General features: G+C 59.8%; 19 protein-coding genes and 3 pseudogenes. 13 read left to right on the forward strand and 9 right to left on the reverse strand.

The window, feature by feature from the left end; all coding sequences use genetic code 11:
• Positions 1–19: 19 nt before the first annotated feature.
• Positions 20–532: a DUF6428 family protein gene (locus QA648_RS08165; protein WP_283051268.1), complete on the reverse strand. Its 513-nt coding sequence runs from the start codon at positions 530–532 to the stop codon at positions 20–22.
• 42 nt (positions 533–574) lie between these two features.
• On the opposite strand from QA648_RS08165, the gene QA648_RS08170 reads away from it, so the two are divergent.
• From QA648_RS08170 to QA648_RS08185, 4 genes are read left to right on the forward strand one after another with little or no spacing between them, the layout of a single operon-like run.
• A complete protein-coding gene (locus tag QA648_RS08170; protein WP_104823346.1) occupies positions 575–928 on the forward strand; it encodes a metalloregulator ArsR/SmtB family transcription factor in 354 nt (117 codons plus the stop codon).
• Between the two features lie 30 nt (positions 929–958).
• Positions 959–1,660, forward strand: a complete 702-nt coding sequence (locus QA648_RS08175) for an MIP/aquaporin family protein (protein ID WP_283050721.1) — start codon at positions 959–961, stop codon at positions 1,658–1,660.
• Positions 1,657–2,085 carry an arsenate reductase (glutaredoxin) gene (gene arsC / locus QA648_RS08180; protein WP_283050723.1) on the forward strand — a complete coding sequence of 143 codons (429 nt, stop codon included), beginning with the start codon at positions 1,657–1,659 and terminating at the stop codon, positions 2,083–2,085. The genes QA648_RS08175 and arsC overlap by 4 nt, the downstream gene beginning before the upstream one ends.
• Positions 2,078–2,467 (forward strand): hypothetical protein, encoded by a 390-nt coding sequence (locus QA648_RS08185; RefSeq protein ID WP_283051472.1) that lies wholly within the window; start codon positions 2,078–2,080, stop codon positions 2,465–2,467. The genes arsC and QA648_RS08185 overlap by 8 nt, the downstream gene beginning before the upstream one ends.
• Before the next feature lie 14 nt (positions 2,468–2,481).
• On the opposite strand, the gene QA648_RS08190 is transcribed toward QA648_RS08185, so the two are convergent.
• Both QA648_RS08190 and QA648_RS08195 read right to left on the reverse strand, forming a co-directional pair.
• The gene (locus tag QA648_RS08190; RefSeq protein WP_283050724.1) at positions 2,482–4,536 is read right to left on the reverse strand and encodes an ATP-binding protein; all 2,055 of its coding nucleotides are present in this window, start codon (positions 4,534–4,536) and stop codon (positions 2,482–2,484) included.
• Positions 4,537–4,787: 251 nt separating this feature from the next.
• Positions 4,788–4,949: a hypothetical protein gene (locus QA648_RS08195; protein ID WP_283050725.1), complete on the reverse strand. Its 162-nt coding sequence runs from the start codon at positions 4,947–4,949 to the stop codon at positions 4,788–4,790.
• A gap of 163 nt (positions 4,950–5,112) precedes the next feature.
• On the opposite strand from QA648_RS08195, the pseudogene QA648_RS08200 reads away from it, so the two are divergent.
• The 3 pseudogenes from QA648_RS08200 to QA648_RS08210 all read left to right on the forward strand — a co-directional run.
• Positions 5,113–5,457, forward strand: a pseudogene (locus QA648_RS08200) (DUF5939 domain-containing protein); the annotation flags it as partial.
• A gap of 66 nt (positions 5,458–5,523) precedes the next feature.
• Positions 5,524–6,710 (forward strand): annotated as a pseudogene (locus QA648_RS08205) (IS701 family transposase).
• Between the two features lie 178 nt (positions 6,711–6,888).
• Positions 6,889–7,992, forward strand: a pseudogene (locus tag QA648_RS08210) (adenylate/guanylate cyclase domain-containing protein); the annotation flags it as partial.
• Positions 7,993–8,043: 51 nt separating this feature from the next.
• Here the strand turns inward: QA648_RS08210 and QA648_RS08215 are convergent.
• On the reverse strand, positions 8,044–8,787 hold the full coding sequence (locus tag QA648_RS08215) for an ROK family protein (RefSeq protein WP_283050727.1): 744 nt from the start codon (positions 8,785–8,787) through the stop codon (positions 8,044–8,046).
• 261 nt (positions 8,788–9,048) lie between these two features.
• Between QA648_RS08215 and QA648_RS08220 the strand changes: the two genes are divergently transcribed.
• The 3 genes from QA648_RS08220 to QA648_RS08230 all read left to right on the forward strand — a co-directional run bounded on the left by QA648_RS08220 (position 9,049) and on the right by QA648_RS08230 (position 12,781).
• Positions 9,049–11,457 carry a glucan 1,4-alpha-glucosidase gene (locus QA648_RS08220; RefSeq protein WP_283050728.1) on the forward strand — a complete coding sequence of 803 codons (2,409 nt, stop codon included), beginning with the start codon at positions 9,049–9,051 and terminating at the stop codon, positions 11,455–11,457.
• A gap of 136 nt (positions 11,458–11,593) precedes the next feature.
• Positions 11,594–12,133, forward strand: coding sequence for an AAA family ATPase (locus QA648_RS08225; protein ID WP_283050729.1), 540 nt, complete (start codon positions 11,594–11,596; stop codon positions 12,131–12,133).
• 435 nt (positions 12,134–12,568) lie between these two features.
• The gene (locus QA648_RS08230) at positions 12,569–12,781 is read left to right on the forward strand and encodes a cold-shock protein (RefSeq protein WP_028752932.1); all 213 of its coding nucleotides are present in this window, start codon (positions 12,569–12,571) and stop codon (positions 12,779–12,781) included.
• Between the two features lie 265 nt (positions 12,782–13,046).
• On the opposite strand, the gene dusA is transcribed toward QA648_RS08230, so the two are convergent.
• Complete coding sequence (gene dusA / locus QA648_RS08235; RefSeq protein ID WP_283050732.1) at positions 13,047–14,087, reverse strand: tRNA dihydrouridine(20/20a) synthase DusA; 1,041 nt, start codon at positions 14,085–14,087, stop codon at positions 13,047–13,049.
• A gap of 223 nt (positions 14,088–14,310) precedes the next feature.
• Positions 14,311–15,282 carry a DMT family transporter gene (locus QA648_RS08240; RefSeq protein ID WP_283050733.1) on the reverse strand — a complete coding sequence of 324 codons (972 nt, stop codon included), beginning with the start codon at positions 15,280–15,282 and terminating at the stop codon, positions 14,311–14,313.
• Between the two features lie 225 nt (positions 15,283–15,507).
• Between QA648_RS08240 and QA648_RS08245 the strand changes: the two genes are divergently transcribed.
• Positions 15,508–16,203, forward strand: coding sequence for a fumarylacetoacetate hydrolase family protein (locus QA648_RS08245; protein ID WP_283050734.1), 696 nt, complete (start codon positions 15,508–15,510; stop codon positions 16,201–16,203).
• Between the two features lie 15 nt (positions 16,204–16,218).
• The gene (locus QA648_RS08250) at positions 16,219–16,749 is read left to right on the forward strand and encodes a gamma carbonic anhydrase family protein (RefSeq protein WP_104823358.1); all 531 of its coding nucleotides are present in this window, start codon (positions 16,219–16,221) and stop codon (positions 16,747–16,749) included.
• A 51-nt stretch (positions 16,750–16,800) separates the two neighbouring features.
• On the opposite strand, the gene QA648_RS08255 is transcribed toward QA648_RS08250, so the two are convergent.
• The 3 genes from QA648_RS08255 to QA648_RS08265 are packed head-to-tail and all read right to left on the reverse strand — an operon-like array spanning position 16,801 to position 18,903.
• Positions 16,801–17,199 (reverse strand): Fur family transcriptional regulator, encoded by a 399-nt coding sequence (locus tag QA648_RS08255; protein WP_283050737.1) that lies wholly within the window; start codon positions 17,197–17,199, stop codon positions 16,801–16,803.
• Complete coding sequence (gene znuB, locus QA648_RS08260) at positions 17,196–18,023, reverse strand: zinc ABC transporter permease subunit ZnuB (RefSeq protein WP_283051270.1); 828 nt, start codon at positions 18,021–18,023, stop codon at positions 17,196–17,198. The genes QA648_RS08255 and znuB overlap by 4 nt, the downstream gene beginning before the upstream one ends.
• Positions 18,016–18,903, reverse strand: a complete 888-nt coding sequence (locus QA648_RS08265; RefSeq protein ID WP_283050739.1) for a metal ABC transporter ATP-binding protein — start codon at positions 18,901–18,903, stop codon at positions 18,016–18,018. The genes znuB and QA648_RS08265 overlap by 8 nt, the downstream gene beginning before the upstream one ends.
• A 100-nt stretch (positions 18,904–19,003) precedes the next feature.
• Here QA648_RS08265 and QA648_RS08270 point away from each other — a divergent pair, with 100 nt between their 5' ends.
• On the forward strand, positions 19,004–19,954 hold the full coding sequence (locus tag QA648_RS08270) for a zinc ABC transporter substrate-binding protein (protein WP_283050742.1): 951 nt from the start codon (positions 19,004–19,006) through the stop codon (positions 19,952–19,954).
• Positions 19,955–20,014: the final 60 nt, after the last annotated feature.

Genomic DNA, 20,014 nt, shown 5'->3' on the forward strand with positions numbered 1-20,014 from the left:
ATTGCGGTCATAGCATGGACTACCCGCAGCACTTGGCAGCAGCCGCCGATCCGCAGCAGGCCGCCACTTGAGCCTGTTCAGCCAGCCACCGGTCACGCGGCTTACAACTCGCCGCACGGGGAACGAGTTCGACATATAGCGCACCGTCGCTGATGACAGGAGTCGATGCGCAATAGAGCCGCATCGGCTGCACACCATCGCTTACCTCAAAGGTCAGCTTCGCCGAGCCATCAAGCTGAACATGCTCGGAAACCTTGCGAATGATGGCAGCGAACTTGCCCGCAAGCATATAGGTGCGGTTGCCTTTCTCGATATCCCAGAGCTGCACGAAAATCTCTGCCCATGCTTCCGGATTGGCCCCGCAGTCCAGCGCTGAAAACTGCCCCGCCTTGACTTCGGTGACGTGATAGCCCGGTTTCACCGGCCGGCCCTCATAGCGGAATACAAGGGGCAGATCGCGGGAAGCTGCCAATGTCTCAAGCACAAGGCCAAGGTTGATATCCGAAGATTGGACCTTGTCGATCGCATTCATTTGAGATACTCCTCGTTTCAATATTTCAAGGATTATTGAATTATGGATGAACGTCAAGCTCTCGCTTCGTTCGGTGCGCTCTCGCAGGAGACCCGACTACAGATCATCCGCATGCTCGTCGTTGCCGGTCCGGACGGCATGTCGGCAGGAACAATTGCGGAAAAGCTCGAAGTATCGCCTTCGAACATCTCGTTCCATCTTAAGGAACTGGATCGAGCCGGCCTCGTCAACCAGCAGCGTGAAGCTCGCTCCATCATCTACACCGCCAATTACGATGCGCTGAGCGGCCTCGTGCGTTTCCTGATGGAAGACTGCTGCGGGGGCAATCCCGAAATTTGTGCACCAACGGCCAAGGTTGCCGCCTGCTGCGCGCCCGCAGAGGAAAAAGTTCAATGAACGTCCCGATTTGGTCTGTGGTCTGAAGCTATGACTTTGTTTCCTCTCTCGCGCCGCCTTGCCTCGGAAGCCCTCGGCGCGGCACTTCTGGTTGCGACCGTCGTCGGTTCGGGCATCATGGCGGACAGGCTGACGACTGATACGGCGCTTGCATTGCTCGCCAACACGCTTGCGACGGGTGCGATCCTTGTCGTGCTGATTACTGTGCTGGGGCCGGTTTCCGGGGCTCACTTCAACCCGGTCGTATCGCTGGTTTTCGCGCTCCGTCGCGGACTGACCGCAATGTCGGCTCTGACCTATATCGTCGCGCAAATCCTTGGTGGCATTGTCGGAACCATTCTTGCCCATGCCATGTTCGAATTGCCCTTGCTTCAAACCTCGACCACCATCCGTGCCGGCGGCGCGGAATGGCTTGCTGAAATAACGGCCACGTTCGGCCTCATCTTCGTGATCCTCGCCGGCCTGCGGTTTCGGTCCGAAACCGTGCCCTGGCTGGTCGGTCTCTATATCACGGCCGCGTACTGGTTCACGGCTTCCACTTCATTCGCCAATCCCGCCGTCGCTATCGCCCGCTCGCTGACAAACACCTTTTCGGGCATCCGTCCGGTCGATCTGCCAGGCTTTATCGTCGCGGAAGTCCTGGGCGCATTGCTGGCATCGATGCTCGCTAGCTGGCTGTTGATGGAAGCCCGCAATCCTCAAACTCCTACAGAAACGGAATCCGCCCCATGACCATGGACGTCACCATCTATCACAACCCGCAATGCGGCACGTCGCGCAACACGCTGACGATGATCCGGAATGCCGGCATCGAGCCGACTGTCATCGAATATCTGAAAAATCCGCCGACCCGCGAACAGCTCGTCAAGATGATTGCGGATGCAGGTTTGAGCGTCCGCGAGGCAATTCGCGAGAAAGGCACACCCTATGCCGAACTCGGCCTCGACAATCCGGACCTGACCGACGATCGGTTGCTCGATGCCATGTTGAAGGACCCGATCCTGATCAACCGCCCATTTGTCATTACGCCGATCGGCACACGCCTTGCCCGGCCTTCCGAGATCGTTCTGGATATCCTGCCCGACACCCATAAAGGCTCCTTCACCAAGGAAGACGGCGAGCAGGTACTCGATGCCCAGGGCAAACGCCTTGTCTGAACGCGTGCTGCTGACCGTCGTGCTGGCCGTCAATGCCGGCACGCCCCTCTTCCGCAAGAACACCCTCGTCCGCAAGAACACCCTCGACGAAATGACCGTCGGCAGAACGGAAAAGCCGGTACTCGGCAAGGTGCCGGACAAGCCGATCATCCGGGCTAAGCCGGGTGCCGGGTCCTATGAGGATGCGGTGGATGAGAAGCAGCGGAAGGCCCGCACGAAGGGGAAGACGGGGCGCGGCCTGGACGTTAAGGGCCTTTTCAGTTTTCAAGTGGCGGCTTTCAGTCCGAAGCGGACTTGCCGCGCTACACCTTGTGGGTTGATCGAAGCCGGAACGGCTAATAGCCAAACGGCTTCTAGTGATGTTCCTAGAACTTCAAAGTAGTCTCGCACAGGAGTTTAGCGATGCGGTACGCTTGCCGCCTCGCTAAGGCTCAAAAGTGTACCCTTTTGCTTTCGATCGAATGTTGAACGACCTTCGAGCATCTGAACAAAGGCCTCATTCCGATTGCTAGCGCGATCCACCAGCCGGTCGAAGGCAACAACTTCGAGCATGAGGTTCAGCGTCTTGTAATACCGATATGCCATCTGACCACCGTAATTGGTGATCATGAAATCCTCGATCTCCAGATAGCTTTGGAGGTTGTCGTTCCAGTCAGCCAAGACATATCCCCGCACCATCGTGTCGGGTGAGATGGTGATCTCTCGTCCGCTTGAAGTTTTGACCTTGCCCTTTTTCCGGATGTCTGAAATCTGTTTTTTTAGCTGATCCACAGGGTCATTCGTCACGCTGTCAGTGTCAGCGGTGTAACCAGTCTTCTGAGGCCGCTTCATCTCGACGACCATCAATTCGTTTTCGTTGTTGATGAGGAGGTCGTGCGCGTACTGACCCTTAGCCCGATGGCTCCCATCCGGGGTCCGGTCGCTTGAGATATATTGGGCGTAGGCAAGATCGTCATCCAGCAGCCACAGGTTATGTGAGCTATAATCTACCTCCTCGCTGTCTTTGTAGCGCGGATAGATTAGCTGGTGCACCTTGTCTTCCGTCGCAAGGCCGTCTTCTTGCTTCTTCAGCAACTCGCGAAAAATTCGGATTACGTGGTTCCTGTAGGCCACGTAAACCGCCAGAGCTTCCTTCGCGTCTTCAGGAATTTTAGTTCTGACAATGCGGACCAACTCCTCGACACTCGCATTATGATCCAACTTTGTGAAATCAAATTTCTTGCGGAAGCGCTCTACGAAAAGATCCTGGGCAAGCTGCTCTCGCGTCTCTGTTATTGAGCGTTTTTGCACGAAATCGGCGGCAGACTTTTCACCAAGGCCCCGCCGCAGCAAAGGGTCAATTGCGATCAGGTGTTCGACCTCTTCGACCATTTTTGCGCGGCGTTCGGCCGTGTAGGTGTTTTCAATTTCAAGAATGTGTTGCTTGGCCATGGCGACTAGATGGTCCTTTATGGACTTCCGTTTGCCGTCATACTGGATTTTCGCATGCAGGTTCGTGATCCTGTCGCGGGACTGAGAGGATACGAAGAAATCACTTGAGACTGCGACAAGGTAGAAGTACCTGCGCGGCCCGTCCTCCGTCATTTCAGAAAAAGGTTTGTCGTTGAGGCCGGAGGAAATGTTTTCCAGGTCGCTGGATGCCCGATTGTTCGCGTAAAAATATAATCGGTGCTTCTTGGCCTGAGCTTCGCCGACTTTGAAGTAGCTGAACTCAAACCATCGTTTGTCGTGTCCGATTTCCAGGTACTCAGTCTTCGAACCGCCGGTCGACAGCGACTTGTAGAAATAATCGTGAAGGTTGAAGCGCAGCCCCTGAACAGTCAGGAAAAAATCGTGCGGCACCTTTCGCTGAATGAACTCGATCAAGAAATGATCCAACAGAGCCCTGACTATTGCCTCGTGCGCATCTTCTCCAAAGTAACGGTCTCCCCCAAGATCAAAGAAGTCTTGTGAATCCGCAAGCGGACCTCTCATCAGAGCGGTTAGGCCAGTTTCGAAACGGTGGACACCGGCGCCGAGTTCTGGAGAGACTTCGATAAGATTGTCATCGGTTGCAAACGGGAAGTACCGATAGGAACCTCCACCGCTCCAACCATTCAGGCTCGCTTGCCGTGAGGAATAAAAGACTTCACCGAAGATTTTGAACGCAATGAACCGCCCGAAACCCTTACCCCCGCGCTCAAACTTGTTGCCGGTAAGGGGAGTGAGAAACGCATTTAGGTTTTTTTCGTCGAACCCAATTCCATTGTCGGCGACCATGATCTGCTGGCCATCGGCATCGATGTCGATTTCGATGCGGCCCTTTTCCTCCAGTTCGTCACCCCATCGCTCCTCTATAGAATGGAAGGAATTAGACACGGCCTCGTAAAGAGGAAAAAGGAAGCCCTGTAAGCCGTCAGGTAACGCCGCCCGCTTTACTTCGGATGCGAGATCAATCGATTTGTGCTTCACGCCTAACCTCAATGCATATGGCGAACTACCAACAACCAGCAAAATGCCCGCGTCGTCCTACAAGATCAACCCCTGCGTTTGTTCGAGTTCCGATTACCCCCACGATCTTAAGGCCGGTAGGTTCTGCATTGACGGGCGCATTAGTGATGCTGCTATCAGGAAGCCGCAGGCGAATATGCAACCTCGTCCTCATCCAACGACCGAAAAACGCAATTCAGCCGTCGCCTTCTTTAACCCCACCTCGCCGCCCCTCAAAACCGCAAACTGTCATCCAGCCAGACCCGGAAACCGCTAAGCAAGGCATTGAGGTTATTGCCGCGTTGGCACTTCGGTGGCAATTCCTTGAGCCGCTCGACATTGCCGCCGCAGATGACAAGTCCCGGCAGCAACGCCCGCACGCGCCTCTTTCGCAAGAATGTTCTCAACGAAATAACCGTCGGCACGACAGAAAGGCTGAGATCTCCTGCACTTCATCGCCAGCAGACCCTCGTCTCATTCTTTGCTATAGTCTCCAACAGCCAAGACGGGTCCCATAACGTGGCCAAACCTGATCGATAGCTGAAGCGCAGGTGCCACATGACTGACGTTCAGGAACGGCTCCTTGAAAGCAAGATCACCGAGATCGAGCAGGCCCGGTCTTGGAGTCCGCGGGTCATCTCCAAATTCGAAACGCTGATCCGCAGCGGTGACGACTTGTCTCTCTACCGCGTCAATCCCCTGGCCTTCGCTCGCGACCGCGCCATTGCGGAGGCGGAAAGTATCGATCTGTTTCTCCATGCGACCCGAAGCGGATTGTTCGAGATGAGCTGGGATGTGGTGTGCCCGCAATCCGGCATGGTGCTCGACAGTTTCGGCGCGCTGCGAACGTTGAAGACCCACTATGTCTGCGGTCTGTGCGACGTCAGCGGCGAAACCAACCTAGTACTACAGTTGTAAATGGGAGCAAATCATGATTCTCTTCAAGGAGTTTTTTGAAGGGGCTGCGGCATGTCTGTTTCGGAATGGTCGGGTTCGGGGATTTCCTGGGAAGGGGAACTGTCGGTGCTGAAGGCGCGTCTTGGCGTGGTGTTCCGACGTTCTGAGGCGCGGGAGGGCTGCGGGGCATTTATCGACGGGCTTTTATCGGGGATTGAGCGCAAGACGGGCTGGCTTCTTTCCGAGCAGGCCGGCCTTGGGCGCCCGTGGCGAATCCAGGCCCTGCTGGGGCGCTCGCAATGGGATGCGGACCGGTTGCGTGACATCGTTTGCGATTACGCCATGGAGGCGCTCGGCGATCGATCGGGCGTGCTGGTGGTGGACGAAACCGGTTTTTGAAGAAAGGCACCCATTCGGTCGGGGTGGCGCGGCAATATTCGGGCACCGCCGGCCGGATCGAGAGCTGCCAGATCGGCGTGTTTGTCGCCTATGCCAGCCGCTTTGGCCAGACGCTGATCGACCGACGGCTCTATCTGCCGGAGGCGTGGGCGAAAGACCAGGCGCGGCGCAAGGCGGCCGGGATTCCACAGGAGACGGAATTCTTGACCAAGCCAGCAATGGCGCGCGCCATGCTGGCACAGGCGCTTGATCGCGGCGTGCCGTGCGCCTGGGTTCTGGCCGATGCGGCCTATGGCGGCGATTACCAGACGCGCCGCATGCTCGAGGAGCGCCGACAGCCTTATGTGCTTGCGGTGCGCTCCAACCATACCTTGCGAATGCTGACCGATCAGGGGCTGCTGCAGACGGACCCGAAAGAGATGGCCGAGGAACTGCCCGTTGCGGCCTGGACTGCTTGTCCTGCCGGCGAAGGCGCCAAAGGATTGCGTCTCTACGACTGGGCCCGGATTGCGCTGCCTTATGTCGTCGAGGAAGGCTATGCCCGCTATGTCCTCATCCGCAAAAGCCGAACGGATCCGCGCGCCCTCAGCTACTATCTGGTTTTTGCACCCGCCGAGGCTACGCTTGCGGAACTGGCCGGCGCGGCAGGATTGCGCTGGACGATCGAGGAATGCTTCCAGCGCGCCAAGGACGATCTCGGCCTTGACCATTGCGAGGCGCGCTCCTGGCATGGCTGGCATCGCCACATGACGCTCGTCATGGCGGCCGCGGCCTTCCTCGCCAAGCTCGGCGCCGATCTACGCCGTTCGGCCTGCGGCAAACCGAACGAAACGAGTCCAAATCCGAAAATCGCTGCCTGACGCGCAAGATCAGGCTCATCCCCACCGTCGCCGAAATCCGCACGCTCATCGCTCGGCTGATCATGCGAAAGCCCGCAAAGCGGGGATTCATTCTCGCCTGGTCTCTCTGGCGACGAAACCATCAGGCGCAGGCCATGCTCGCCCACTATAGAAAACGAGGTCATTTACAACTGTAGTACTAGATGACTTCATCGAAGTCACCTTCACGGTGTCGCCGCACCTCCGCCGGCTGCCTTTTCATGATCCCGGCTCGCTCTCAGTCGAGGATTTTCACTGGCGGGCGCGATTCCTGAGCGACGCGCGGTTACCCGGCCAACAGGTCCGCTTTCTCGATGTCCTGCAGGGACTGGTTCGTGGACTCTCTTTTCTGCCGCCTGGCTCGGTCACGACGTTGAGGGCGGAGCTCGGTCCCGGCGCCCTGGCGGGCATCAATGTCCAGACCCAGGCCAGTTTTGCATTGCCGGTCATAGGCGAGCCGGTAACGGAGCCGACGCACCTCCGGATCGGATATGACGGGCAGCGGTTTTCCGCTTCGCTGCCGGCAATGCCGCCCGGCCCTGTCATCATCGACGTGCAGAACTCCGGTGCCGTGCGTGGCTCGTTGCTGCTGATCAATTGGCCGCCTGAAATCCTGGCGCAGACAATCAAGCCGGTCCTCGACTTCGATCCTTACATGTCGGGCGGGATGCTGCTGGCCCGACAGACATTTCGGCGCCTGTTCCGCTCGGAAAACGTCGACGAGAAGGAAGGTCTAGGCATCCGTCAGGTGACCCTCCTGTTCACGGACCTCAAGGGATCGACCGCCATGTATGAGCGGCTTGGCGATCTCAATGCCTATGCGCTGGTTCGCGAGCATTTCGCACTGCTCGGTGCGACGGTGCAGGAGCACTCAGGCGCGATCGTCAAGACGATCGGCGACGCCGTGATGGCTGCCTTCTCTCGTCCGGCGGATGCTGTCTCGGCTGCGCTGCACATTCTGGGGGTCATCGAGCGCTACAATGCCGCGCATGGCGACCCGAGCCTCATCCTGAAGATCGGAGCCCATTGCGGCCCCTCGATCGCCGTGAGCTTGAACGAAAACCTCGATTATTTCGGCCAGACCGTCAATGTTGCCGCACGCGTGCAGTCGCTGGCTGACGCGGGGGAAATATGCATTTCCGAAGCGCTGTTTTCGGCGCCGGGTGTCAGCCAACTCCTCGCCGGTCAAAGACTGGTTGCCTTCGAGGCTCCTCTCCGGGGCGTCGAGGGAATTGCATGCGTATACCGTGTGATGCCCAATTAGACATCGCTGGAGGCACCGCCGATACCCTAAGTCCGCCGGTCTTGCCTCCCCTCAAAACCGCAAACTGTCATCCAGCCAGACCCGGAAACCACCGCGAAACGCGTTATCGTTATTGCCCCGCCGACACTTCGGTGGCAGTTCCTTGAGCCGTTCGACATTGCCCCCGCCGATGACGATGTAGTTCGGCAGCAGGGCCCTGTCCAAGCGCTCGGCGACGTCGAATACCGATTTTCGCCACTTGCTCTTGCCCCGTCGCTCCAGGCCGCGTTCGCCGACATAATCTTCGAAGGTCGCCTTTCGGTAGGGCATATGCGCCAGTTCCAGCGGCATGCAGACGTTGTCGGCGATCATGGCCGAGCCGAGGCCGGTGCCGAGACCAAGGAAGAGCATGCGGCCCGCCTCGTAGCTGCCGATCGCCTGCATCAGCGCATCGTTGACCATCCGCACGGGCTTGCCGAGCGCTGCCTCGAAATCGAAATCCTTCCATCCCGGTCCAAGATTGAACGGATCGGCTGCGGCGCGGTGGGCGACCACGGGTCCGGGGTATCCCATGGTGACGAGGTCGTAGTGCCAGTCGGATGTGAGATCGCGCAGCGCGTCCACCATCTTGGCCGCCGTCATTTTGTTCCCCGATTCGACTGCTCGCCGCTCGCCGCCGCTACTGAGTTCCACCTTCACATGCGATCCGCCGATATCGACGGCAAGCACGGTGCGGCTGGCAGGCGCCGCATGCGCCTTCGGCTTGCTGTGGTGACGTGTTTGCTCTGCTGCGGGTTCTTCCGTCATGTCATCCATGTCTAGCGCTCCTCCCTAAAGCATGCCGCGCAAAAGCGCACAGCGGTTTTGCGATAACGACATGCGCAAAATCAAAGGCCTAAAGCGCAAGGAGCTAATCCCAGAGATCGCGATGCGCTTTAGACCCTGCCCTTAGGCTCTCCCATGCCCTATGGGGCGCAAGATCGGTACCGGCTGTCAAGCCCGGGCGTATTGCGGATCGCTTAAATTCAATCCAGGATGGCTCCGAAGAGGAACGCATACTGAGCGGAGGATCGACACTTGGCCTATCCGACACTGCCACCCGGTTCCATAGACCCGCCCGGGGCCCCGGGCATCGAGCCTCGCTGGACCTCGAGCGACAAGAGCGCGGTCGGCACTGCCGTCAGCACGGCGAGCAGCGTTTGGTTCACGGCGAGCCATGGCATCCTCAACGAGATCTACGCGCCGCGGCTCGATATGGCCTGCGTCCGTGATTTCGGCTTCATCGTGACGGCCGACGGCTATTTTTCCGAGGAGAAGCGCGATGCCGATCATCGCGTGCAGGCGATCGAGGATGGCGTTCCGGCTTTCCGCCTCGTCAATACCGCCCGCGACGGTCGCTATCGCATCACCAAGACCATATTTTCGGACCCAGAGCGTGAGGTGGTGCTGCAGAAAGTCTACTTCCAGGCGCTCATCGGCGATCTCTCCGACTACCGACTGCATGCCCTCGTGGCGCCGCATCTGGTCAACGGCGGCGCGGACAACACTGGCTGGTACGGTGACTTCAAAGGCAGGCCGATGCTCTTCGCCGAGGGTTCCGGGCGGGTGCTCGCCGTCGCCGCCTCGGTGCCCTGGCTGGCGCGCTCTGTAGGCTATGTCGGCTTCTCCGACGGTTGGCAGACGCTGTCGCGCGGCCAAGGGCTGAAGGAGGAGTACCGCTACGCCGCATCCGGCAACGTCGCGCTGTCGGGGACGCTCGACATCCAGGCGAACGAAGGGCGCGCGCTGATCGCCATCGGCTTCGGCACGCAGCCGGAAGAAGCTGCCTTCCGCGCTGTCCTCAGCTTGGAACAAGGCGTCGAGCCGGCGCTGAAACATTATCGCAGTGGCTGGCGGGAGTGGCAGGCCAGCCTGCTTGCCCTGGACGAACCCCACGATCCCAGCCAGCTAAACCGCTACCGCGTCAGTACCGGCGTGCTTGCCACTCACCGCGACGATGCTTCCGGCGCCATCATCGCCAGCCTTTCCATCCCCTGGGGTTTCAGCAAGAGCGACGACGACCTTGGCGGCTATCATCTGGTCTGGACGCGCGATCTCGTGGAAACGGCCGGCGGGCTGCTTGCCGCCGGCGCCAAGGCCGACGCGCGCTCCGTGCTCGACTATCTCTCGGCGATCCAAGAGGCGGATGGCCATTGGGTGCAGAATGCATGGCTCGATGGCCGGCCCTATTGGTACGGCATCCAGATGGACGAGACGGCCTTTCCCATCCTGCTCTACGACATGCTGCTGCGCGCCGGCGCGATCGACGCGTCGGAGAGCGGCCGGTACCTGCCGATGATCGAGGCGGCTGCGGCCTATATTGTCAGAAACGGCCCTGCTACCCAGCAGGATCGCTGGGAGGAGGATGCCGGCTACTCGCCGTTCACGCTCGCCGTCGAGATCGCCGGCTTGCTCGCGGCGGCCGATGCGGTGGAAGCAGCCGGCCGGCTGGCGGCGGCGCAATATCTGCGCGAGGTGGCCGATGGCTGGAACGAGCGCATCGAGGAATGGACCTATGCCACCGATACGGAACTATCGCGCAGCCTCGGCATCGAAGGCTACTACGTGCGCATCGCCTCGGTCACGGATGGCAGCTCGTCACTGAGGCGTGACTTCATCCCAATCCGCAATCGCGATGACGCGAGCGAAGTCTTGGAGGCGGACCTGCTTATCAGCCCGGACGCGCTGGCGCTGGTACGCTTCGGCCTCAGGGCCGCCGACGATCCACGCATCCTCGGCACCATCGCCGCGATCGATTCGGAATTGCGGCGCGACCTCCCCGCCGGACCCTACTGGTACCGCTACAATGACGACGGCTACGGCGAGCGCACCGGCGGCGCGCCCTTCGCCGGCAGCGGTGTCGGCCGCCTATGGCCGCTGCTGACGGGCGAGCGCGCGCACTATGAGCTCGCCGCCGGGCGGCCGGATGAGGCGAAGCGCCTGCTGGCGGCACTGGAAGTCTCGGCAAGCGAAGGCGGGCTCCTGCCCGAGCAGATCTGGGACAGCAAAAACGTGCCCGAACGCGAGCTTTTTCTCGGTCGCCCCTCCGGCAGCGCCATGCCTCTGGTCTGGGCCCACGCGGAACACATCAAGCTGCTGCGCTCGATCCGTGACGGCGTAGTCTTCGATATGCCGCCCCAGACCTTCGCCCGATACGTCGGCGCCAAGCCGGCACCCGCGCCTTTCGCCTGGCGCCCGACGAACAAGCGCGCGCGTATGCCGGCAGGCCGCGCCCTGCGCATCGAACTGCCGGAACCAGCGCTGGTGCACTGGTCCACCGACGGCTGGTCCAGCTTCACCGACAGCCAATCTCACTCCACGGACTTCGGCATTCACGTCTGCGACGTGCCGACGAAGACGCTCGGCCCAGGCACGATCATCTTCACGCTTTTCTGGACGGATACGCAGCGGTGGGAAGGCGCGGATTTCAAAATCGAAGTGGTTTGAGAGCGGCCCGGCGTGCGCAAAGCTGCGGCGCAATTGGCGAAGATGCTACCATTGAGGGACCGAGCCCGCCGGTCGTTGACAACTCATCGTTTTCCAGCCAGTTGAGGTCATCTCAATTTTCCCGACCGGTGTCCTCATGTTGCCTTTGCACTCCCTTGGCGAGCGCGTTGTCGTTGTCGGCCCTTCCAATGCGGGGAAATCGACGTTGGCGGTCGCCCTTACTAAAAAGCTTGGTTTTCCGGCCGTGCATCTCGATCAACTTCATCATCTGCCCCATACGGATTGGCAGCCGCGCCCGGAAGCAGAGTTTGCCGCGCTTCACGATGCGGCAATTCTGGGAGAGCAGTGGGTTATGGAGGGCAACTATTCGCGCCTGATGCCGCAGCGTTTGGCCCGCGCTACCGGCGCTATTCTCATAACGTCCAATCACTGGCTACGCTTTTCCCGCTATCTCAAGCGCACGCTGATCAACCGCTCGGACCGTGCGGGACATCTCGAAGGTGCCCAGGACAGCATCAAATGGGAAATGATTCACTGGATTCTCGTGAAGACTCGCGACAACGGCGTCAAATATGCAAAAATTCTCCAGGAATCCGGTTTGCCAGTCGTCGAATGCCGCACAGCGGATGCGCTCAATAACCTCTATCGGGTTTGGGATTTGCCAGCGCGGCGATAATCCGCGCCATTTCATTTCGAGTGACTCATCGCAAATAGTTGTCATCGAAGCTACGTCATTGATCGGTATACGGGTAATTTTCGCCGTATTGTAGTGTCAAAGTGAAACAATAACGGCCATCAACGGCATAAGCATCACCTTCCCAACCCCTTGAAATCTCCCCCCTATCCGGCCTCATTCCCGCTTCGCCCCAATATTGCCCCTTGCCTTTTGTCGCAAATCCTGTCACCCATACACCCGCTCGGGCATTTGCATGCCGGTGACTGGACTGATTTGGCAATGCCGACTGCGCGAGGCAGCCTACAGAGGTTTATCCTCTGCGTAGACGTTCTTTCCCCGTACGTGACTTCTCGACTGGTCTTTGCGTAGGGCAAAGGCTAAACCGCTCGGGGCAGCTCGGGCAGACATCAGACTGTAGGGAAAAGGACTATCCCAATGGCCACCAAGGGCATCGTAAAATTCTTCAACCAGGACAAGGGTTTTGGTTTCATCACCCCGGACGGCGGCGCTAAGGACGTTTTCGTTCACATCTCCGCTCTTCAGGCTTCTGGCATCCAGTCGCTGCGCGAAGGCCAGCAGGTCACCTTCGACACCGAGCCGGATCGCATGGGCAAGGGCCCGAAGGCTGTCAACATCAAGGCTTCCTAAGTCTTAGTTGAGAAGCCGGATAAGGTTTCGAACGGCGCGGTGAAAACCGCGCCGTTTTTTTGCGTTTGCAGGCAGATCGGGCACCCTCGTCCTTCGAGGCTGCAGCCTACGGCTTCCGCATCTCAGGATGAGGGTAGAGCAGGCTTCGTAATTATTCCCAAGATCACTTGCAATTGCCGCAAGACCCAATCGATCAGCCCTCACCTGAGGTGGGAGCATAAGCGACCCTCGAAGGACGAGGGCGGGTTGGCATATTCCCAGGGCGCTAAGCGCTCACTCGCTCGCCCTCGCCGGCAAAATCCACTGCTGCAAATGCCGCTGCAATCACCTCCGCCCCCGCCCCCGGCTTGTTGGCGTCGGTGGAGAGAATCTGACGGTAGCGGCGGGAGCCCGGTAGGCCGGTGAAGAGGCCGACCATGTGGCGGGCGACATGCTGCAGGCGGCCGCCGTTGGCAATGTGGCGCTCCGTATAGGCCATCATCCGGTCGCGCAGGTCGTTCCAATCCGGCTCGACGGACGGTTCACCATAGAAGCGATGATCGACATCGGCGAGGATAGCAGCGTTCTGATAGGCGGCGCGGCCGAGCATGACGCCGTCAACATGGGCAAGATGCGCTTCGGCCTGATCCAGCGTCTGGATGCCGCCGTTGATGCCGATGAAGACGTCCGGCCAACGCTCTTTCATCCGGTAGACGATGTCGTAATCCAGCGGCGGGATCTCGCGGTTTTCCTTCGGCGACAGGCCCTTCAGCCAGGCCTTGCGGGCATGGATCCAGATCGCATCGGCGCCGGCCTCGAGCACGCGGGTGATCAGCTCCGGCAACGCCAGCTCCGGCTCCTGCTCATCGACACCGATCCGGCATTTCACCGTCACGGGCGCCTTGGAAACCCTCTTCATCGCCACAACGCATTCCGCCACCGTCTCCGGCGTCAGCATGAGGCAGGCCCCGAACGTACCGGACTGCACGCGATCCGAAGGACAGCCGACGTTCAGATTGATCTCGTCATAATCATAAGCCCCGGCAATCCGCACCGCTTCCGAAAGCTTGGCCGGATCGGAGCCGCCGACTTGCAGCGCCACGGGATGCTCGGAGGTATCATGTCCCAGCAGCCGGTCACGCGGCCCATGGATGATCGCATCCGCCACCACCATCTCGGTATAGAGCAGCGCATGCCGGCTGATCTGCCGATGCAGATACCGGCAATGCCGATCCGTCCAGTCGATCATCGGTGCGACGGCGAAAACGGGCTTGCGGCTATAAGGGATATCCGCCGGCACTCCGGGCTTTTCTGCCGATTTTGTCATGTCTTGTCTGCTCGCATAAACTTTGTTCTGGCCCGCTCCAAGCGTCTATTGCCGCGTCTAAGCGACCTTAAGCGGCGCGCAGCAACAAAATGGGGCACGATGTCGAGAGGCGATATACAGCACAGATAGGAATAAAGCGAGACGGCGTCAAAGTTCAAACGCAGCAGCAAATCTTCGTCCCGCAATGTATCGCGCTGAGATGACCAGCAACGCCACTAGCGCATCAGGGCTTCGCCGCCGCGGTTTCGGTCTTCGGCTTCAGCAGGGTGACAAGCAGCAGGCCGACGACGATGATCGCAGCGCCTTCGAGGTGATAGGACTGCAACTGCTCGCCGAGAAGCAGGTAGGCGAGTATGGCGGTGAAGATTGTCTGGAGGTAGAGCATCATACCGGCCCGGGCCGCACCCAGCGCCTCGACGCTCCGATTGAAGAGGTAATAGGTCATGGCCCCGCCGGGGATCGCCACATAGGCGAGCGCGATCAGCCCGTTGCCGTTGAGCGTCGAGCGCTCGTCGGACGCAAGCTCCCAGAGATAGAACGGCAACGCCGTAAGCACCGCGGCGCCAAGAAGCAGCACCAAAAGAGGAAGACGCTCTATATCGAATTTCGCACGGCGGAGCAGGACGGTGTAGAGACTGAAGCAGAAAGAGCCGGCGACGATCCACAACTCCCCTGGATTAATATCGAGGCGCATCAATGCCGCCGGGCTGCCTTTGACGACGATGGTTACGATGCCGAGGAAAGCGATGATCGATCCCGTCACCTGCCAGGTTCCCATTGGCTCCCCCAAAATCAGGCGGGCAAGGATCATCGTGAGAATGGGGATCAGAGCCATGATGATGCCAGCCGTCGTGGCATCCGCATGTTCGAGGCCGATGAAAAGCAGCCCCTGACAGATCGCAAGCCCGGTGCCGCCAATACAAAGCAATTCCAGTGGACGAGCCCGCACAAGCGCAACCATGGCGCCGAAATGCCCGCGCACGATCGGTAGCAGGATGGCCCAGGCGATCAGCACGCGCCAGAAGCAGAGCGCCCAGGGCGGCATTTCGTGAGAGACCCATTTCGCGGCAATATAGACACCGGACGACAGCACCCAGCAGAAAACGGCTACAGAATAGGCGGCTGCAAGCGAATTGCCCGACGCCTGTTCCGTCCTGACCTGATTGGTATGGACCCCCAAGACATTTATAGCCATGGCTTAGTTATGCCACAGTTCCCATCACCTGCACAGATGAGCGAATCTAAGGCTTACGGCGGATATCCGACATCGTCCGGAGCAGGGAAAACGCTTCCGCCCACGCTTTACACCAAAACGTTTCCATTGGTCGGTTTTCCCCTCCGCTCCATTGATGCTAGGCTGCCATTGGAGTCGGAAGGCATCGTTCTTCTGGCAGAAGACGAATTTTGTGAAGAGATTGTCATGACCGAACAATTTGCCACCGTCATTCCCCTGCCCGCGCCCGTCCTACTGCCGATCGAGGGCGAAGCCGCATTCTTCCCCGTGCGCCGCGTCTATTGCGTCGGCCGCAACTATGCCGACCATGCGATTGAGATGGGCCACGACCCCAGCCGCGAACCGCCCTTCTTCTTCCAGAAGAACCCGGACAATCTATTGCCGAGTGGCGATTTCCCCTATCCGCCGCTGTCGTCGGATGTGCATCATGAGGTCGAGCTGGCGATCGCGCTGAAAAGCGGCGGCGCCGACATTCCGGCCGAGAGAGCGCTGGACTGCATCTACGGCTATGCCGTCGGCATCGATTTCACCCGCCGCGACCGGCAGGGCGAAGCCAAGAAGCTCGGCCGCCCTTGGGAAGTCGGCAAGGCCTTCGAACACTCCGCCCCCATTTCCCCTCTCGCCCCGGCAACTAAGGTTGGTCATCCCGACAAGGGTGGCATCTGGCTGATGCGCAACGGCGAGTCGGCGCAGAGGGGTGATCTCTCGCAGATGATCTGGAAGATACCGGAAATCATCGCCGAGCTCTCGAAGCAGTTCACGCTGGCGCCTGGGGATGTCATCATGACCGGCACGCCGGCCGGCGTCGGACCGGTGGCGCGCGGCGACAGGATCACCTGCGCCGTCGATGGCGTCGCGACGCTGGTGCTGAACGTCATTTGATCGAGGAGTAACAAGATGCCGCTCTATGCCCTTTCCGGCTTGGTGCCGAAGACGCCCGATCCCGGCCGCTATTGGATCGCGCCCGACGCAAGTGTGATCGGCAAGGTGGAGATCGGCGAGGATGTCGGCATCTGGTTCGGCGCAGTCCTGCGGGGCGACAATGAGCCAATCGTCGTCGGCAAAGGCACCAATATTCAGGAAGGGGCGATGGTGCATACCGATCCTGCCTTCCCGACCACGATCGGTGAAGGCTGCACGATCGGCCACCATGCCATCATCCACGGCTGCACCATCGGCGACAATTCGCTGATCGGCATGGGCGCGACCGTGTTGAACGGCGCAAAGATCGGCAAGAATTGTCTGGTCGGCGCCAACGCGCTGGTGACAGAGGGCAAGGAATTTCCGGACGGCTCGTTGATCGTCGGCGCTCCCGCCAAGGCGATCCGCACACTGGACGAAGCTGCCATCGAAGGCCTGCGCCGTTCAGCCCGCAACTATGTCGCCAATTGGCAGCGTTTTGCCCGCGACCTCAAGAGGCTGGATTAGGCGGCATTTTTCAAAAGTGCGCGCGGCTTTAGAATCGCGCCACGCCGACATTCAAGCGGCACAGCTCGCGCAATGACCGCGGATTTCGATGGTTGACTTCTCGGCCTTGAACTTCTGCGATTTCAGCCAGTCCATCAGCCGGTGATCCACTTCATGATCGTGGAATTCGATCACCTGGCCGCAGCTTTCGCAGATGGCGAAGGCGACGAGGCCGTGGCTATGGCAATTCTCATCCGGATGGGCACAGGCAACGAAGGAGTTAATGCTCTCGAGACGATGGACGACGCCATATTCCAAGAGCTTGTCCAGCGCCCGGTAGACCTGCAGCGGTGCGCGGAAACCATGGTCACGCAGCTTGTCGAGAATGGTATAGGCGCTGAGGGGCGCCTCCGCCTTGGTCAGGATATCGAAAACGAGCGACTGGTTCTTGGTCAGTATCGGAGTGGTCATGATCCCTGTCCTCCCTGTTGCGCCGCCGGCGCGCCGGCCCTGCGGGCAAGGGGCAGCAGACTGATGATAAACAGAACGAGCGCCGCCACCACGATCGACGGGCCGGAAGGCGTATCGTAACGCAGCGAGCCAAACAGTCCGCCGACGACGGCAACAGCCCCAATCAGCGATGCGAAAACCGCCATCATCTCCGGCGTCGCGGCAAAACGGCGTGCGGTGGCGGCCGGGATGATCAGCAGCGCGGTGATCAGCAGGATGCCGACGATCTTCATGGCAATGGCGATAACGACGGCCATCAGCAGCATGAAAAACAGCTTCGCCCGCTCCGGCTGCAGTCCCTCCGCCTCGGCCAGCTCCGGATTGACGGTGGAGGCGAGCAGCGGCCGCCAAAGCCAGGCAATGGCCGCCAGCACCAGAATGCCGCCGCCCCAGATCAGGGCAATATCCGAACGATTGACGGCAAGAATGTCGCCGAACAGGAAAGCAATGAGGTCGATTCTTACCCAGCTCATGAAAGCGACGATCACCAGGCCGATCGCCAGCGTTGCATGCGACAGAATGCCGAGCAAGGCGTCCGCCGACAGCGCCTGACGGCGCTGCAGGAACAGGAGCAGGATCGAAACGGCCGCAGCGACAGCGAAAACGGAGAGCGTCAGATTGAGCTGGAAGAGCAATGACAGCGCCACGCCGAGCAATGCCGAATGTGAGATCGTATCGCCGAAATAGGCCATGCGCCGCCAGATGATGAAGCAGCCGAGCGGACCGGTGGTCAGTGCCAGCCCGACGCCCGCGATAAGGGCACGCAGGAAGAAATCGTCAAACATGGCGTTCCCCTGCAGCGTGATGATCATGATCGTGATGGGTGTGATCATGGTCATGATGATCGTGATGGCCATGGCCGTGATGACCGTCATCGGCACGGCAATCATCGGTGATCGAGCCGTCGGCATGCTGCACACGGCCGTCAGGCAGATGCGTATGGTCGTGGTGATGGCTGTAGATCGCCAGCGATTGCGCGGCTCGCGTGCCGAACAGCCTGACATATTCCGGGCTCTGGGTCACCGCCTGCGGCGTACCGCGGCAGCAGACGTGGCCATTGAGGCAAACAACGGTGTCCGTCGCGGCCATGACGACGTGCAGATCATGTGAGATCAACAGAATGCCGCAACCTTCGGAATTGCGGATCGATTTGATGAGATCGTAAAGCGCAATCTCGCCACTGAAGTCGACGCCTTGTACCGGCTCGTCCAGCACCAGTAGGTCCGGCTTGCGGGCAATCGCACGCGCTAGCAAGGCCCGCTGAAATTCGCCGCCGGAGAGATGCTGCACCTCGGCCTTGGCGAGATGGGCAATGCCGACCGCCTCCAAAGCCGCCTTCAATTCCGCTTCCGGCAAGGGTCCGGTCAATGTCATCAAACGATGCACGCTCAGAGGCAGGGTCCAGTCGATGGCAAGTTTCTGCGGGACATAACCGACCTTGAGCCCGGCAATGCGATCGACGCTGCCTTCATCTGGCTTCAACACGCCGATCGCGGTCTTGGCACTGGTGGATTTGCCGGAACCGTTCGGGCCGATCAGGGTGACGATTTCGCCGCGGCTCACCGAAAAATCGACGCCGCGCACCAGCCAACGGCCACCACGGCGGACGCCGACATCATGGAGCGACACGAGGGGCCGGCTCTTATTGTCCACGGAAGAAAGCATGAAATTTCCATTTGCGCTGTTGCGTCCTGCTATCGCACACGTTATAGCATAACGCAATTGATGTAATAACATAACAGAACCCATTCAAGGGCAATATCGCATGATCCCGCCAAAGACCCTTCTCCCCCTCGCCGGTTCCTTATTAATCTCTGGGCTCTTCGCAGCCCCGGCATTCGCGGGCGATCCGCCGGAAGTGGTGGTATCGATCAAGCCGGTTCATTCCCTCGTCGCCGCAATCATGCAAGGCGTCGGCACGCCGGATTTGATTGTCGAAGGCGCGGCTTCGCCGCACACCTATGCGCTGAAGCCTTCGAATGCGCGGGCGCTGGAAGGCGCCAAAGTGGTCTTCTGGGTCGGTCCGGGTATGGAGGCTTTCCTGGAAAAGCCGCTCTCGGCGCTCGGCTCGAACGCTCTCGTGGTCGAACTCGACAAGGCGCCTGGCATCACTAAACTGAAATTCCGCCAGGGCGGCGCTTTCGAAGCGGATGACGACGGCGACGAACCGGCAGCGACCGCAGGTGATACACACGATCACGGCGCGTTCGATACGCATCTCTGGCTCGATCCGCACAATGCCAAGGCAATGACGGCCGAGATCACCACCACATTGGTCGCGGCCGATCCCGCCAATGCGCTAACCTACGAGGCGAACCAGAAAGCGCTGAACGACAAACTGGACGCGCTCGACTCGGAAATCGCCTCGACCATCGCGCCAGTAAAGAACAAGCCCTTCATCGTCTTCCACGATGCCTATCAATATTTCGAGCGCCGCTACGGCGTGCATGTCGCGGGCTCGATCACGGTCAGCCCGGAAAGCATCCCCGGCGCGGAGCGGGTGGCGGAAATCCACGGCAAGGTCGCCGGTCTCGGCGCAACCTGCGTCTTCGCCGAGCCGCAATTCGAACCAAAGCTGGTCAATGTCGTCATCGAGGGCACATCCGCCAAATCGGGCGTGCTCGATCCGGAAGCGGCGACGCTGACGCAAGGACCGGATCTCTATTTCGACCTGATGCGCGGTATCGCCAACTCCCTGAAGACCTGCCTCTCCTGAGTGAGCAAGACATCGAAGAGAGAGCGAGCTGTTGCTTGCGCTTTCACTGCTTTCGATGAA

The organism is Rhizobium sp. CB3171, from assembly GCF_029714265.1.
Taxonomy (GTDB): Bacteria; Pseudomonadota; Alphaproteobacteria; order Rhizobiales; family Rhizobiaceae; genus Rhizobium.

Coding starts and splice junctions, on each gene's coding strand:
- QA648_RS08165 (WP_283051268.1), bottom strand. CDS start 532: ATGAATGCGATCGACAAGGTCCAATCTTCGGATATCAACCTTGGCCTT.
- QA648_RS08170 (WP_104823346.1), top strand. CDS start 575: ATGGATGAACGTCAAGCTCTCGCTTCGTTCGGTGCGCTCTCGCAGGAG.
- QA648_RS08175 (WP_283050721.1), top strand. CDS start 959: ATGACTTTGTTTCCTCTCTCGCGCCGCCTTGCCTCGGAAGCCCTCGGC.
- arsC (WP_283050723.1), top strand. CDS start 1,657: ATGACCATGGACGTCACCATCTATCACAACCCGCAATGCGGCACGTCG.
- QA648_RS08215 (WP_283050727.1), bottom strand. CDS start 8,787: ATGGATGACATGACGGAAGAACCCGCAGCAGAGCAAACACGTCACCAC.
- QA648_RS08225 (WP_283050729.1), top strand. CDS start 11,594: ATGTTGCCTTTGCACTCCCTTGGCGAGCGCGTTGTCGTTGTCGGCCCT.
- QA648_RS08230 (WP_028752932.1), top strand. CDS start 12,569: ATGGCCACCAAGGGCATCGTAAAATTCTTCAACCAGGACAAGGGTTTT.
- dusA (WP_283050732.1), bottom strand. CDS start 14,087: ATGACAAAATCGGCAGAAAAGCCCGGAGTGCCGGCGGATATCCCTTAT.
- QA648_RS08240 (WP_283050733.1), bottom strand. CDS start 15,282: ATGGCTATAAATGTCTTGGGGGTCCATACCAATCAGGTCAGGACGGAA.
- QA648_RS08245 (WP_283050734.1), top strand. CDS start 15,508: ATGACCGAACAATTTGCCACCGTCATTCCCCTGCCCGCGCCCGTCCTA.
- QA648_RS08250 (WP_104823358.1), top strand. CDS start 16,219: ATGCCGCTCTATGCCCTTTCCGGCTTGGTGCCGAAGACGCCCGATCCC.
- QA648_RS08255 (WP_283050737.1), bottom strand. CDS start 17,199: ATGACCACTCCGATACTGACCAAGAACCAGTCGCTCGTTTTCGATATC.
- znuB (WP_283051270.1), bottom strand. CDS start 18,023: ATGTTTGACGATTTCTTCCTGCGTGCCCTTATCGCGGGCGTCGGGCTG.
- QA648_RS08265 (WP_283050739.1), bottom strand. CDS start 18,903: ATGCTTTCTTCCGTGGACAATAAGAGCCGGCCCCTCGTGTCGCTCCAT.
- QA648_RS08270 (WP_283050742.1), top strand. CDS start 19,004: ATGATCCCGCCAAAGACCCTTCTCCCCCTCGCCGGTTCCTTATTAATC.